General features: G+C 43.6%; 11 protein-coding genes. 8 read left to right on the forward strand and 3 right to left on the reverse strand.

What is annotated here, in order from left to right:
- Positions 1–49 precede the first annotated feature (49 nt).
- The 3 genes from hemL to hemC form a co-directional block, all read right to left on the reverse strand.
- Positions 50–1,420: a glutamate-1-semialdehyde 2,1-aminomutase gene (gene hemL, locus AC1DXF_RS14900; protein WP_477449518.1), complete on the reverse strand. Its 1,371-nt coding sequence runs from the start codon at positions 1,418–1,420 to the stop codon at positions 50–52.
- 123 nt (positions 1,421–1,543) lie between these two features.
- Positions 1,544–2,515: a porphobilinogen synthase gene (hemB, locus tag AC1DXF_RS14905; RefSeq protein ID WP_477449519.1), complete on the reverse strand. Its 972-nt coding sequence runs from the start codon at positions 2,513–2,515 to the stop codon at positions 1,544–1,546.
- A gap of 196 nt (positions 2,516–2,711) precedes the next feature.
- On the reverse strand, positions 2,712–4,286 hold the full coding sequence (gene hemC, locus AC1DXF_RS14910) for a hydroxymethylbilane synthase (RefSeq protein WP_477449567.1): 1,575 nt from the start codon (positions 4,284–4,286) through the stop codon (positions 2,712–2,714).
- 442 nt (positions 4,287–4,728) lie between these two features.
- Between hemC and AC1DXF_RS14915 the strand changes: the two genes are divergently transcribed.
- The 8 genes from AC1DXF_RS14915 (at position 4,729) to ilvC (ending at position 14,521) form a co-directional block, all read left to right on the forward strand.
- Positions 4,729–5,718 (forward strand): NAD(P)H-quinone oxidoreductase, encoded by a 990-nt coding sequence (locus AC1DXF_RS14915; RefSeq protein WP_477449520.1) that lies wholly within the window; start codon positions 4,729–4,731, stop codon positions 5,716–5,718.
- Positions 5,719–5,875: 157 nt separating this feature from the next.
- Positions 5,876–7,381: a F0F1 ATP synthase subunit beta gene (gene atpD, locus AC1DXF_RS14920; protein ID WP_477358997.1), complete on the forward strand. Its 1,506-nt coding sequence runs from the start codon at positions 5,876–5,878 to the stop codon at positions 7,379–7,381.
- Positions 7,382–7,475: 94 nt separating this feature from the next.
- Complete coding sequence (gene atpC, locus AC1DXF_RS14925) at positions 7,476–7,730, forward strand: ATP synthase F1 subunit epsilon (RefSeq protein WP_477359000.1); 255 nt, start codon at positions 7,476–7,478, stop codon at positions 7,728–7,730.
- Positions 7,731–8,245: 515 nt separating this feature from the next.
- Positions 8,246–9,958: a dihydroxy-acid dehydratase gene (gene ilvD, locus AC1DXF_RS14930; protein ID WP_477449521.1), complete on the forward strand. Its 1,713-nt coding sequence runs from the start codon at positions 8,246–8,248 to the stop codon at positions 9,956–9,958.
- An 81-nt stretch (positions 9,959–10,039) separates the two neighbouring features.
- Complete coding sequence (ilvB, locus tag AC1DXF_RS14935; RefSeq protein ID WP_477449522.1) at positions 10,040–11,794, forward strand: biosynthetic-type acetolactate synthase large subunit; 1,755 nt, start codon at positions 10,040–10,042, stop codon at positions 11,792–11,794.
- 54 nt (positions 11,795–11,848) lie between these two features.
- Positions 11,849–12,451, forward strand: a complete 603-nt coding sequence (ilvN, locus tag AC1DXF_RS14940) for an acetolactate synthase small subunit (RefSeq protein ID WP_477449523.1) — start codon at positions 11,849–11,851, stop codon at positions 12,449–12,451.
- A 133-nt stretch (positions 12,452–12,584) separates the two neighbouring features.
- Positions 12,585–13,385, forward strand: a complete 801-nt coding sequence (locus AC1DXF_RS14945; protein WP_477449524.1) for a DUF3592 domain-containing protein — start codon at positions 12,585–12,587, stop codon at positions 13,383–13,385.
- 77 nt (positions 13,386–13,462) lie between these two features.
- Positions 13,463–14,521, forward strand: coding sequence for a ketol-acid reductoisomerase (ilvC, locus tag AC1DXF_RS14950; RefSeq protein ID WP_477449525.1), 1,059 nt, complete (start codon positions 13,463–13,465; stop codon positions 14,519–14,521).
- Positions 14,522–14,557 lie beyond the last annotated feature (36 nt).

Here is a 14,557-nt window from a genome sequence, read left to right on the forward strand (position 1 = left end):
GTTATCAGTTATTCTTTTTTATGCCAACTGCCAACTAAAAACTGCCAACTTACTTGCCGTTAAATACCAAATCTAAACTATCAAAAATAGCGCGTTTGGTTTTTTCTAAATCAATTTTGGTATGGGCCGATGATATAAAGCCAACTTCGTAACCTGATGGACCCAGGTAAATGCCCCGGTTTATCAGTTCGCGGTGGAATTTTTTGAATTTTTCCATGCTTGCAGCATCAATATCTTCGGCTTTACGAATATACTCTTTATCTGTAAAAGCAAACCAGAATATCGATCCGATACCAAACACCTTAAATTTATAGTTACGGGCTGTAGCAAAACGCTGTATGGCCTCGGTAAATTCTTCTCTTTTATTGTTCAGGTCGCGGTAAAAGCCCATACGCAATAGTTCGGTCAGCTGAGCAATACCTGCGGCCATAGCCACCGGGTTGCCTGAGAGGGTACCGGCCTGGTAAACACCGCCATCGGGCGATACATTGCCCATAATTTCGGCAGATGCGCCGTAACAGCCAACAGGCAAACCGCCACCAATGATTTTGCCATAAGTAATAATATCCGGCTTAACCTGGTAGTAACCGGCCGCGCCTTCGAAACCAACCCGGAAACCCGAGATCACCTCGTCAAAAATTAACAATGTGCCGTTTTGGGTACATATGTCGCGCAAAAACTGCAGGTATTCTTTTTCCTGTAACAGCAAACCGTTATTGGCCGGTATAGGTTCGATGATGACGGCTGCAATCTGATCTTTAAATTCATTAAAAGCCAAGGTAAGGGCTTCCCTATCGTTCAGGGATACCACGATGGTTTCATCAACAAAGGCCTTTGGTACGCCTGCGGAGGAGGTTTCGCCAAAGGTAACCAGGCCCGAACCTGCTTTTACCAGCAAGGCATCGGTATGGCCATGGTAGCAGCCTTCAAATTTCAGGATCTTATCGCGTTTGGTATAACCACGCGCCAATCTGATGGCCGACATAACCGCTTCGGTACCCGAGCTTACAAAGCGCAGTTTTTCAATAAATTTATTGTTCTTCAGGATCAGTTCAGCCAGTTCGTTTTCCAAAGCGGTTGGTGCGCCAAATGACATGCCGTTTTGCATTACTTCGATAACCTTTTCCCGTACTTTGGTATTGTTATGGCCAAGGATGAGCGGCCCCCATGAACAGCAGTAATCAATAAATTCGTTGCCATCAGCATCCCAAATGTGGCTGCCGTCACCTTTTTGAATAAACAAGGGCGTACCATATACCGATTTAAAAGCTCTTACCGGCGAGTTAACCCCACCCGGAAAGTAAGTTTTAGCCTTGGCATACAACTCGGCGCTTTTCTCCCTGCTAATGTCTGGTTTACCCGTAGTATTAACCGGCTCATTAGCCTCGCCCGAAAACATCTTTTTTATTGAATCTAACATTTTTATAAGCTTAAAGCGAAAAGCTTAAAGCAAAAAGCACAAGGCTTAAAGCAGAAAACTAAAGGCTTATTTTGTATTCTTGTTGTAAAGCTTTAGGCTTTCGGCCTTATGCTTTTAGCTTTCCTACAACCATTTATTCTCCAAAACCTCCTTAGCATGATACGTCAATATCGCGGTGGCGCCTGCCCGGCGGATGCTGGTAAGCACCTCGGTTATGGCGCGCTGCTCGTTGAGCCAGCCGCGTTGTACGGCGGCTTTTATCATGGCATATTCGCCGCTTACATTGTAGGCGGCAACAGGTAGTTCGGTATTGTCTTTTACCAGTTTTATTACATCTAAATAGGATAGTGCCGGTTTTACCATTAAAAAGTCGGCTCCTTCCAGTTCGTCTAAGTTGGCCTCTATCAATGCCTCGCGCTGGTTGGCCGGGTTCATCTGGTATGTTTTTTTATCACCAAACTTGGGTGCCGAATTTAAAGCATCCCTGAACGGACCATAAAAGGCACTTGCATACTTGGCCGAGTACGACATAATAGAAACGTTGGTAAAGCCATTTTGGTCCAATACATTCCTGATATATCCAACGCGGCCGTCCATCATATCTGATGGGGCAATAATATCGGCACCACATTGCGCATGGGCAAGGGCCATTTTGCCCAATACGTCCAGCGTTTCGTCGTTCAATATCTCACCGTTTTTAACAATGCCGTCATGGCCGTCACTACTGTAGGGGTCCATAGCTACATCGGTAATAACACAGGCTTCGGGAAAATTTTTCTTCACCTCGCGGATTGCCCTTAGATACAAACTTTCTTCACGATGACTTTCAGTGGCCATCGGATCTTTTAAAGCCTCATCGATATTAGGAAAAAGATCAAAAGATTTTAAACCCAATTTAAGGCAGCTTTCAATTTCGCGCAATAAATTATCTACAGAATACCGGTAAATACCCGGCATAGATGATACTTCAGTTTTCTGAAATGTACCATCAACAATAAACAACGGGAAAATCAGGTTAGCCGCGCTAACATGCGTTTCCTGCACCATCTGGCGTATCACTTCACTTTTCCGGTTTCTGCGTGGTCTTTGTAACATGTTGGTTCATTAGTTCACTGGTTCATTAGTTCATTGGTGTTTCCTGGCGGATTTAACGCCATGGCAGCTGAATAAACTAACTTACCGCTTATTAATTACAAGATTTTTATGCCCCTTGGTTTATTGATTCGTTTCCATTTGCAAAGCTTATAAAAGCGATACCAATGAACTAATGAACCAGTGAACCAATGAACTACTATAATCCAAACACTGCCTCTGCCAGGCCAACTTCGTCGGGCGAGTAGGGGAGTGTGTATTTTACACCCATTTCGTCAAATTTTTTGCCGGTTGATTTGCCTATCGCTACCACTTTCTGGTACGGATCGAGCAAATTATCGGCAAAATAAGCCTCCACATTTGATGGGCTGGTAAACACCATTACATCTGCGCCGCTTGGTTCCACCTCTTCTTCCAGCACGGTTTCGTAAACCGGCAGGTCGATGATTTTTGTATCGGCAGATAGCCCTTGCTGTATGCTTCTCATCGGGCTTTCGGCGCCGGGAAACAAAACAATGGTGCCGTTGGCCAGTTTGGCAAACTCTTCGGCTACCTCGGCAGTATCGGTACCTTCGCCAACATAGTTGGTAAAGTAGCCTTTGCGGCGCAACATTTCTTCGCTGCCGCTCCCCATCACCCCAAATTTTACCTTTTTAGGGAATTGCGGGTTTAGCTGGAAAAAATATTCCACAGCGTTTTTGCTGCTGAAAAATACCCAGTCGATGTTCCTTAATATATATGGATCAAGCTTGGTCATTACCGGTACGGTACGGATAAGCGATCGGGCTTCTATCTGGATGCCCCGGTTTTCCATCGATTTTTTGAAATAGCTTTGTTCAGATAGTTCCCTCGATATAAAAACCTTCAGCGGGAATTTTCTGTCTTTTGCAAATTTGGCAACAATTTTTTGCGCAAGGCCCTCGGTAGTTGGCGCTTCTATAAACAAACGATCCGGAAATTCATCGCCCTCATTGGCTTTTGATGTAAACACCTGGAACATGCCTTCATCCCGGCGGCAATAGCAACCTAACGGGAGATGACAACCACCGCCAAATAATTTAAGTACAGTGCGTTCAACAGCCAGTTCCTCGGCAACATCCGGGTGGTGCAGTGCTTGCAGGGCCTCAAAAAGTTCCTGGTCAGCTTCACGTATCTGTATGGCCAAAGCGCCCTGTGCAGGTGCAGGGATCAGCTCGGCAGGGGTTAGTTCCTCCACGTGAAATTCGCTCAAATCGATGTTTAAGCGGCTTACACCGGCCTTGGCCAGCATAATGGCATCATACTTTTCATCGCGTAGTTTACCAATGCGGGTAGGTACGTTGCCACGTAGGTCTTCTATCTCCAGGTCGGGGCGGTAGGCCAGTAACTGGGCCTTGCGCCTGTTGGATGATGTGCCAACAATGGCTCCGTATTTAACGGATAATTTCTGGCGTACATCCACACAATCCTTCAATATCAGCAACAGTTCAGATGGGTCCTCCCGTTCTGAAACTGCTGCGATGATGAGTCCCGGAGGGTTTTCGGTCGGCAGGTCTTTGTGCGAGTGTACCGCAAGATCAATAGTGCCAGCTAATAATTCTTCTTCTAATTCTTTGGTGAAAAAACCTTTACCTTCCAGCTTATCAAAGCTAAGGTTCAGGATACGGTCGCCCTGTGTTTTAATGATCTTTAGTTCGGCGGTAATATTGATGGCAGCAAGGCTGTCTTTTACAAAATTAGCCTGCCACAGCGCCAATTCGCTGCCACGTGTTCCTATTATCAGTTTTCTGTCCAAAAGAATGATTGTTTGCGGGTGCAAATTTAATTTTTTATCGGCATGAAAAGGTACAACAACCGCACGAATTATTTCTAATTGCAACAATATGACGGTTATGTGTGGGTTTAAAGGCCCTTTATCGGGGAAATCTCGTTTAAAGCTTTTTAGAATGCAACCGCTATTTGATAAGGTAGCCTCTACGAGGCAAAAAAAGAGATTTCCGATAAATATTGCTACAAACAGGTAGCCTCTACGAGGCAAGCGCCTTTAATTAGTATGGTATTTTGCCTCGTAGAGGCTACCTGTTTGTAGTAGTAGCAAGAAACAAAAAGCTATTTTGCCTCGTAGAGGCTACCCATGATCCAATAGACAAACTTTTAAAGGCGATTCCCTGCACCATTTATTTATTAAACATTCCTGCATTGATTAAAGTTATCTTTGGATACATCATTTCAATAAAATGAAAGCAGTAATAATAAGCCGGCCCGGCGATCCTTCCGTTTTGCAGATAGCCGAGAGGCCGCAACCCGCTTATGCCGATAACGAAGTATTAATCAAGGTTTCGGCCGCGGGCGTTAACCGGCCGGATGTTTTTCAGCGTAAAGGGAATTACCCGCCGCCAGCCGGCGCGCCGCAGGATATACCCGGCTTAGAAATTGCAGGTATTGTTGTGGCCATTGGGGCAACGGTAACTCACCTGATGGTTGGCGATAAAGTTTGCGCCCTGGTTACAGGCGGCGGTTATGCCGAATATTGTAATGCCCCTGAAGAACAATGCCTGCCGATACCCGAAAATCTTTCATTTATAGAAGCAGCCTCGTTGCCCGAAACATTTTTTACCGTTTGGAGCAACGTGTTTGACCGTGCCCGCTTAAAGGGCAGCGAAACATTGCTGGTTCATGGCGGCTCAAGTGGTATTGGGGTGGCCGCTATTCAAATGGCCAAAGCCCTGGGGCATATTGTTTATGTAACAGCCGGATCGGAAGATAAATGCCGTTTTTGCGAAGCTTTGGGGGCCGCAAAAGCCATTAACTATAAAATAGAAAACTTTGCCGATGTTATTAATGGTATAACTGCCGGCAAAGGCGTTGATGTGATACTGGATATGATAGGGGGCGATTATACAGCCGGCAATATTAAATCGCTGGCTGTTGAGGGCCGGCTGGTGCTTATTAATACGATGAATGGCAACAACGTTCAAATCGATTTGGCACAGGTGATGCGAAAGCGATTGACCATCACAGGCTCGGCGCTTCGCTCGCGGGATGTGGATTTTAAAGGAGCTATCGCCCACAAATTAAAAGCTGTTATTTGGCCGCTGTTGGTATCGGGAGATATCAGGCCGGTTATAAATTCGGTTTTCCCTGCTTCCGAAGCAGCCAAAGCCCACCAGTTGATGGAAAGCAGTGGGCATATTGGCAAAATAATGCTTGATTTTGGCGATCAGTAACTATAATTAAAGCCGACATAAATTATCGTGCAAAAATGTTGCCTTTGCTATTTAAATATTTGGATAGAAATCATAACTTTGCGCCTCTGAAATAGCATCTTATATTTTACATGCAGGATACTATTAAAAAGGAAAATTCTTAAACACCAGGTTATATATGCCAAACATTGGAAAAATATCACGGATCATCGGTCCGGTAGTTGACGTAAGTTTCGCTGATGACGCTCATCTCCCTAAAATTTATGACGCGTTAGAGATCACGAAAGATAATGGCCAAAAAATCATTTTAGAAGTTCAGCAGCATTTAGGTGAAGATCGCGTACGCGCGATTGCGATGGATTCAACAGACGGATTGCTACGTGGCATGAAAGTTTTGGATTTGGAATCGGCTATCAAAATGCCAATTGGCGAAAACATTAAAGGCCGTGTATTTAACGTAGTAGGCGATGCTATCGATGGTATACCAAATCTTGACAAAACCAATGGCCGCCCTATTCACAATACTCCTCCGCGTTTCGAAGATCTATCTACCGAAACTGAAGTGTTGTTTACTGGTATCAAAGTAATCGATTTGCTGGAGCCTTATGTAAAAGGTGGTAAAATTGGTTTGTTTGGTGGTGCCGGTGTAGGTAAAACAGTATTAATCCAGGAGCTTATCAACAACATCGCGAAAGCTTATGCAGGTTTATCTGTATTTGCGGGTGTTGGCGAGCGTACACGTGAAGGTAATGACCTTTTGCGCGAGATGCTTGAAGCAGGCATTATAAAATATGGCGATGCATTTATGCATTCAATGGAAGAAGGTGGATGGGATCTGTCGAAAGTAGATACCGAAATGATGAAAGATTCAAAAGCAACCTTCGTGTTCGGTCAAATGAACGAGCCTCCTGGTGCACGTGCGCGTGTAGCTTTATCGGGCTTAACTATTGCCGAGTATTTCCGCGATGGTGATGAGGATGGCAAAGGCCGAGATATCCTTTTCTTTATCGACAACATTTTCCGCTTTACACAAGCAGGTTCTGAAGTATCGGCGTTATTGGGCCGTATGCCATCTGCGGTAGGTTACCAGCCAACACTGGCAACTGAGATGGGTACCATGCAAGAGCGTATTACTTCAACCAAACGTGGTTCAATTACATCTGTACAGGCCGTTTACGTACCTGCGGATGACTTGACCGACCCTGCACCGGCAACAACATTTGCCCACTTAGATGCTACTACAGTACTTTCACGTAAAATTGCAGAGCTTGGTATTTACCCTGCTGTGGATCCTTTGGATTCTACATCACGTATCCTTAGCCCGGCTATTTTGGGCGACGAACATTACAATACCGCTCAACGCGTTAAAGAAACCCTACAACGTTACAAAGAGCTTCAGGATATCATCGCCATCTTAGGTATGGACGAGTTATCTGAAGAAGATAAACTGGTTGTATCACGTGCCCGTCGTGTTCAGCGTTTCCTTTCTCAGCCATTCCACGTTGCCGAGCAGTTCACCGGTTTAAAAGGTGTATTGGTTGACATTAAAGATACCATCAAAGGTTTCAACATGATCATGGATGGCGAAGTTGATGAGTACCCAGAAGGTGCATTCAATTTAGTTGGAAGCATTGAAGATGCCATTGAAAAAGGCAAGAAATTATTGGCTGAAGCCAATAACTAGTATCAAGTAGTTAGTATCAAGTAGCAAGACTGCTATTTGATACTAATTGCAAAATACTTGATACTTGATACTAACTACTTGATACTATAAAGAAATGACTTTAGAAATTCTTACTCCCGATAAAAAGATCTACGAGGGCGAAGCCACATCGGTTACCGTACCTGGTACCTTGGGATTATTTGAAATATTAAACCACCACGCGCCTATCATATCAACCTTACAGGATGGTAAGCTGATTGTACGTGGGGGCAACGCCGGTAAAGAAGAAGTGTTTTTTATCAAAGGCGGCGTAGTTGAAGCATTAAACAATAAGGTCATTATTTTAGCCGAAGGAATTCTGCATAAATAAACTATACCCTTATTTTTCAGAAAAAACGTCCGGGTATAGCACCCGGACGTTTTTTTGTGATCGTTTTTTTAATAGGGTTGTTTTTAGAGTGAATTATAGGGAGTAAAAAAGGCAGGAATATTTATGTCAAATGGCAAATTCAAAAAATAATGCAGTATTTATCATCTGCATATCTACACATCTGAAATTTGCACATTTAACAAACTTTTCCGGCCACCAACCGCATTTCAGGAAGAAAATCGGCAACTTACTATGCATGCATAAATTATATACCGAATACCGTTTTGAACTTTGGTCTATTTTATTAAAATTTATGTATCGAATAAACAAATAAATACGTAATTTTATATTGTTAAATAATAAAATGACAATATAATATACTTTTTTAAAAAATAAATCTTAACTATTGTTATTCCTTGCTGCTATATCTACCTTACGTATATTGATTCAAGCAATCAAATAAACCTGGTCAACAACAAGAATAATTTATAAAGTTAGTCTACTAAAAAAATAAAATGAGTTCATCATCAGATACCACGGCGACTATAGAATTGAATAAGTATAGCAAGAATTTAACGCAAGATCCTACTCAACCGGCTGCGCAGGCCATGCTTTACGGCATTGGCTTAACCGATGATGATATGAAAAAAGCACAGGTTGGTGTGGCCAGCATGGGTTACGATGGTAACACCTGCAACATGCACTTAAACGACCTTGCCAAAATAGTTAAACAAGGCATCTGGGACGAAGATTTGGTAGGCCTTATTTTTCATACCATTGGTGTAAGCGATGGCATGAGCATGGGTACCGAAGGCATGCGCTACTCACTGGTAAGCCGCGATGTAATTGCCGATTCAATTGAGGCGGTTTGCGGAGCGCAATATTATGATGGATTGATTACCCTTCCGGGCTGTGATAAAAACATGCCAGGCTCTGTTATAGCCATGGGCAGGCTTAACCGCCCGTCGATTATGGTTTACGGCGGCACTATAAAACCTGGTCACTATAAAGGTGAGGACCTTAACATTGTATCGGCGTTTGAAGCTTTAGGCCAAAAAATAGCCGGCAACATCACGCCCGAGGATTTTATGGGCGTGGTAAAAAATGCCTGCCCAAGCGCAGGTGCATGCGGCGGTATCTATACTGCTAATACCATGGCATCGGCAATTGAGGCTTTGGGTATGAGCTTGCCTTACTCCTCTTCGAACCCGGCATTAAGCCCCGAGAAAAAAGCGGAATGTCTTGCAGCCGGTAAAGCGATAAGGGTATTGTTGGAGAAGGATATTAAACCATCGGATATCATGACCCGTGCGGCATTTGAAAACGCCATAGTAACCATCATGGTTCTTGGCGGCTCAACCAACGCCGTACTGCACCTGATAGCCATGGCAAAAGCCATTGGCGTTAAAGTTACCCAGGATGATTTCCAGGCGGTAAGTAACCGCATCCCGGTACTGGCCGATATGAAGCCAAGCGGTAAATACATGATGGAAGACCTGCACAAAGTAGGCGGTGTACCTGCGGTAATGAAATACCTGTTAAAATTAGGCTGGATAGATGGCAGCTGTTTAACAGTAACAGGCAAAACCATAGCCGAGAACCTGGAAGACGTTCCTGAAATGGAGTTTGAAAACCAAAAGATCATATTCCCGGCAGAAAATCCTATAAAAGCCACCGGTCACCTGCAGATCTTATACGGAAACCTTGCCGAAGGTGGCAGCGTTGCCAAGATCAGCGGTAAAGAAGGCGAACGTTTTGAAGGCCCTGCCCGCGTATTTGACGGCGAGTTTGAACTGATCCACGGAATAACAAGCGGCCATGTACGTGCCGGCGATGTGGTGGTTATCCGCAACATTGGTCCTAAAGGTGCACCGGGAATGCCCGAAATGCTGAAACCAACAGGCGCCATTTTCGGTGCAGGCTTAGGCGCTTCGGTAGCGTTAATTACCGATGGCCGCTTTAGCGGTGGTACGCATGGTTTTGTGGTTGGCCACATTACACCCGAGGCTTATGATGGTGGTTTGATTGCCTTTGTTAAGGATAATGACACCATTGAGATTGATGCCACAACAAACACCATGACGCTGAAGGTATCCGAAGAAGAAATTGCCGCACGCCGAGTCAACTGGGTACAGCCCGAGCTAAAAGCGAAAAGAGGGTTACTGTACAAATATGCCAAAACGGTAAGCACAGCTGCAGAAGGTTGTGTAACAGATGAAATGCCTTAAGAGGATTAAGGAACAAGGATTAAAGACAAAAGATTAGAAACAACCGGTGAAATCAAAACCATCGGTGAAATCAAGATAAAAATGGAGACGCAAACAATAATTCAGGAAATTGGTGAAATCACAGGAGAATCTGAGAAAGCACCAGTAGTTGAAGTTTCAGGATCGGTAGCATTATTGGAGGCATTGATTGTTGAAGGTGTTGAAACCATCTTCGGTTATCCGGGTGGCGCAATTATGCCCATCTATGATGCTTTATTTGATTACAATGATAAGCTGAACCATATCCTGGTCCGCCATGAGCAGGGCGGCATCCACGCCGGGCAGGGTTACGCACGCACATCCGGCAAAGTGGGTGTTGTGTTTGCTACCAGCGGTCCCGGTGCAACTAACCTGGTAACAGGCTTGGCAGATGCGCAAATTGATAGCACTCCGTTGGTATGTATCACCGGCCAGGTTTTCGCGCATCTTTTAGGTACCGATGCTTTCCAGGAAACCGATGTGATCAATATTACTACCCCGGTAACCAAATGGAACTACCAGGTAACCGATGCCAACGAGATCCCTGAAGTGATTGCCAAGGCTTTTTATATTGCCAAAAGCGGCCGCCCCGGACCAGTATTGATCGACATTACAAAGAATGCGCAGATTCAGCTGTTTAACTTTAAAGGTTATACACCCTGCGACCATATCCGCAGCTACAGGCCAAAACCTATAGTTCGCCCGCAGTATATCCAGGAAGCTGCCGCTTTAATTAACGAAGCGAAAAAACCATTTATCCTTTTTGGACAAGGCGTAATTTTGGGCAGCGCCGAGCAGGAGTTTAAAGCTTTTGTTGAAAAAAGCGGGATTCCGGCAGCATGGACTGTTTTAGGTGCAGGCGCTATCCCAACAGATCATCCGCTAAATGTGGGTATGCTGGGGATGCACGGTAACTATGGTCCAAATGTGTTGACCAATGAATGCGATGTATTGATAGCTATCGGGATGCGGTTTGACGACCGTGTAACCGGCCGCCTTGATAAATATGCAAAACAGGCTAAGGTAATCCATTTGGATATCGACCCGGCCGAGATAGACAAAAACGTAAAATCAACCGTACCTGTTTGGGGCGATTGTAAAGAAACCCTGCCCTTGCTTACTGCATTGGTTGAGGCCAAACAGCATACCGAATGGCTTGCTAAATTCAATGAATACACCCGCCAGGAAGTAGAGCAGGTAATTGAACCTGAACTAAACCCAACATCGGCAGAAATGACCATGGGCGAGGTGATTAAGCAACTTAACGAAATAACCAAAGGCGAAGCTGTAATAGTTACCGATGTAGGCCAACACCAGATGGTGGCCTGCCGTTATGCCAAACTTAATAAAACCCGCAGCAATGTTACCAGCGGTGGTTTAGGTACCATGGGCTTTGCCCTGCCGGCTGCAATCGGTGCTAAATTTGGCGCGCAGCACCGCACAGTTGTTGCCATTATTGGCGATGGCGGTTTCCAGATGACCTGCCAGGAATTAGGTACTATAATGCAAAGCGGTATCGATGTAAAAATCATCATCCTGAACAATCGTTTCCTGGGCATGGTAAGGCAATGGCAGGAACTGTTTAACTCCCGCCGTTACTCATTCGTTGATATCCAAAGCCCCGATTTTGTGGCGCTGGCAGCAGCATACCGCATCCCCGGCAAGTGTATTGATGACCGTAAAGATCTGCCATCGGCATTAAATGAAATGCTGAGCAACAAAGGGTCATTCCTTTTAGAAGTAATGGTTACCAAAGAGAACAACGTGTTCCCGATGGTACCGCAAGGATGCAGTGTAAGCGAGATCAGGTTAAAATAAACGAAGCCTCACCTAAATCCTCTCCAAAGGAGAGGACTTTAAAAAATTAAAGTCATGACCCAGGATACAGAAAAACAGGAATTTAACATCACGGTTTATACCGAGAACCAGATTGGTTTGTTAAACCGGATAGCTATTATATTTACCCGCCGTAAAATCAATATTGATAGTTTGAATACCTCTCCATCGGAGATAGAGAGCATTCACCGCTTTAATATCGTGATCAACGAATCGGAAGATGTGGTGCGCAAGCTTACCCGCCAGATAGAAAAACAGGTTGAGGTATTAAAATGCTATTATCACACCAACGAAGATGTTATTTGGCAGGAAATGGCGTTATATAAAGTATCAACCGATGTTATTGCCGAGAAGGTGAGCGTTGAGCGTTTATTGCGCGAGAACGGTGCCCGTGTGGTGGTATTGCGTAAGGATTATACCGTGTTTGAAACCACAGGCCACCGCGAGGAAACGGATAATCTGATCAGTATTTTGCAACCTTACGGCCTGATAGAATTTGTACGCAGTGCACGCGTTGCAATTATTAAAGATAGTGATGGATTTAACCGTAAATTGCGCGAGTTTGAACGCCTTGAACCGGGCGAAGACGTTATTGAGAACGAATATTTAAACCAGGGACAAAAAGTATTTACGATGTAGAGCCGTCTGAATTAGCATTCACAGAATTATTAAATTTACATGATGCATTTTGAAAATTCTGAAATTGTGATTCAGGCAAAATAGAAATCAATTAGAAATCACAAAAAAAATCGGTTAAATCACAAAAATACTAATGGATAGTAAAAGACAAGTTGGCTGGGGTGTTCTATATAACTTGCTAAAGGCGAAAAGGCCTTTTGCGATAATAGGCCTCATTTTTACTTCCTTGTCGATATTTGTGATGCTTCCTACGATCCTAATTCTTAGTTCAAGTTTAAATGAGCCGTACGAAAAGTATGATTTCGACGCAATTCAAAAAAAAGGCATACTGAAAGATGCCAAGATTATTGATATCGTACCACTGGAAAACGTTACTATAAATGGGCTGCACCCTGACCTTGTTAGTTATGAATATAACGATAATGGTCAAATGATCACAGATAAATTTGAAACGCTGGATAGAGAAATTACAAAGAGCTTTCGGGTTGGCGATAGCGTAAACGTGTTAAGCTATAACAATCAATCTGCAATTAAAGGTTTAGAACCCTTTAGCTTTCCGTTTCACCTGTTTTATATTTTGCCCGCTATATTTTTACTGATAGGTATCCCATTTTTATTAATTGGCCTGATACCTGCATTAAAAACATTCAATTTGTATAAAACAGGAATTATTAAAGAGGCGAATGTTGTTTCCATAGAATCAAATGGCGGATTAGTTGCATTTAGAGGGCAGCAACCAAACTTTTTAGTGAACTATTATTTCCCGGACGAGTTTGGCGGTAAAGTTTTTGGTGCGTCTCCAACAACAGATTATTTAATTTTGAACCAAACGAAAGCCGGAGACCCGGTTAAAATATTTGTTTCCGAAAGTGATAACAACAAATCATGCCTAGTGCCAGGCCTCGAAGCAATGAAGTATAATTGGAGTATATAACCTTAAATTAATTATAAAATAAAAATCGGCGAGATCATCAAAAACAGGTGTGATCCCAAAAAACAAACAATAAAACAATGGCAAAATTAAATTTCGGCGGTACCGAAGAAAATGTAGTTACCCGCGATGAGTTCCCTTTATCAAAAGCTCAGGATGTTCTTAAAGACGAAGTTGTAGCAGTAATTGGCTATGGCGTTCAAGGTCCGGGTCAGGCGTTAAACCAAAAAGACAATGGTATCAACGTAATTGTTGGTCAGCGTAAAGGCACCAAAACATGGGATAAAGCTGTAAGCGATGGCTTTGTACCGGGCGAAACCCTTTTTGAAATTGAAGAAGCTTTGCAAAGAGGAACAGTAATTTGCTACTTATTGAGCGATGCTGCACAAATAGCTTTATGGCCAACTGTTAAAAAACACCTTACTCCGGGTAAAGCGTTATACTTCTCGCACGGGTTTGGTATTACTTTTAACGAGCAGACTGGTATTGTTCCTCCTGCTGATGTTGACGTATTTTTGGTTGCCCCTAAAGGCTCCGGTACTTCATTACGCCGTATGTTCCTGCAGGGCCGTGGCTTAAACTCAAGCTACGCTATTTTCCAGGATGCAACAGGTAAGGCATTTGAGCGCGTTATCGCTTTAGGTATTGCTGTTGGTAGCGGTTACTTATTCGAAACTAACTTCAAAAAAGAAGTATTCAGTGATTTAACCGGCGAGCGTGGTACGCTAATGGGTTGTATCCAGGGTATTTTTGCTGCACAATACGAAGTATTACGTGCAAATGGTCACTCACCATCTGAGTCTTTCAACGAAACTGTTGAAGAATTAACTCAATCATTAATGCCTCTTGTTGCAGAAAATGGTATGGATTGGATGTATGCCAATTGCTCAACTACAGCACAACGTGGTGCGTTAGATTGGTGGAAAAAATTCCGTGATGCTACTAAACCAGTATTTGAAGACCTATACAAAAGCGTTGCAACAGGTGTTGAGTCACAAAAATCTATCGATTCAAACAGCAAAGAAGATTACCGCGAAAAACTTGATGCCGAATTGAAAGAATTACGCGAAAGCGAATTATGGCAAGCCGGCAAAACTGTACGTAGCTTACGCCCTGAAAACCAGGTTGTAGAAGCTTAAGATAAGTATCAAGTAGTTAGTATCAAGTATCAAGAT

Source organism: Mucilaginibacter sp. P2_A5, assembly GCF_056404995.1.

Coding starts and splice junctions, on each gene's coding strand:
- hemL (WP_477449518.1), bottom strand. CDS start 1,420: ATGTTAGATTCAATAAAAAAGATGTTTTCGGGCGAGGCTAATGAGCCG.
- hemB (WP_477449519.1), bottom strand. CDS start 2,515: ATGTTACAAAGACCACGCAGAAACCGGAAAAGTGAAGTGATACGCCAG.
- AC1DXF_RS14915 (WP_477449520.1), top strand. CDS start 4,729: ATGAAAGCAGTAATAATAAGCCGGCCCGGCGATCCTTCCGTTTTGCAG.
- atpD (WP_477358997.1), top strand. CDS start 5,876: ATGCCAAACATTGGAAAAATATCACGGATCATCGGTCCGGTAGTTGAC.
- atpC (WP_477359000.1), top strand. CDS start 7,476: ATGACTTTAGAAATTCTTACTCCCGATAAAAAGATCTACGAGGGCGAA.
- ilvD (WP_477449521.1), top strand. CDS start 8,246: ATGAGTTCATCATCAGATACCACGGCGACTATAGAATTGAATAAGTAT.
- ilvB (WP_477449522.1), top strand. CDS start 10,040: ATGGAGACGCAAACAATAATTCAGGAAATTGGTGAAATCACAGGAGAA.
- ilvN (WP_477449523.1), top strand. CDS start 11,849: ATGACCCAGGATACAGAAAAACAGGAATTTAACATCACGGTTTATACC.
- AC1DXF_RS14945 (WP_477449524.1), top strand. CDS start 12,585: ATGGATAGTAAAAGACAAGTTGGCTGGGGTGTTCTATATAACTTGCTA.
- ilvC (WP_477449525.1), top strand. CDS start 13,463: ATGGCAAAATTAAATTTCGGCGGTACCGAAGAAAATGTAGTTACCCGC.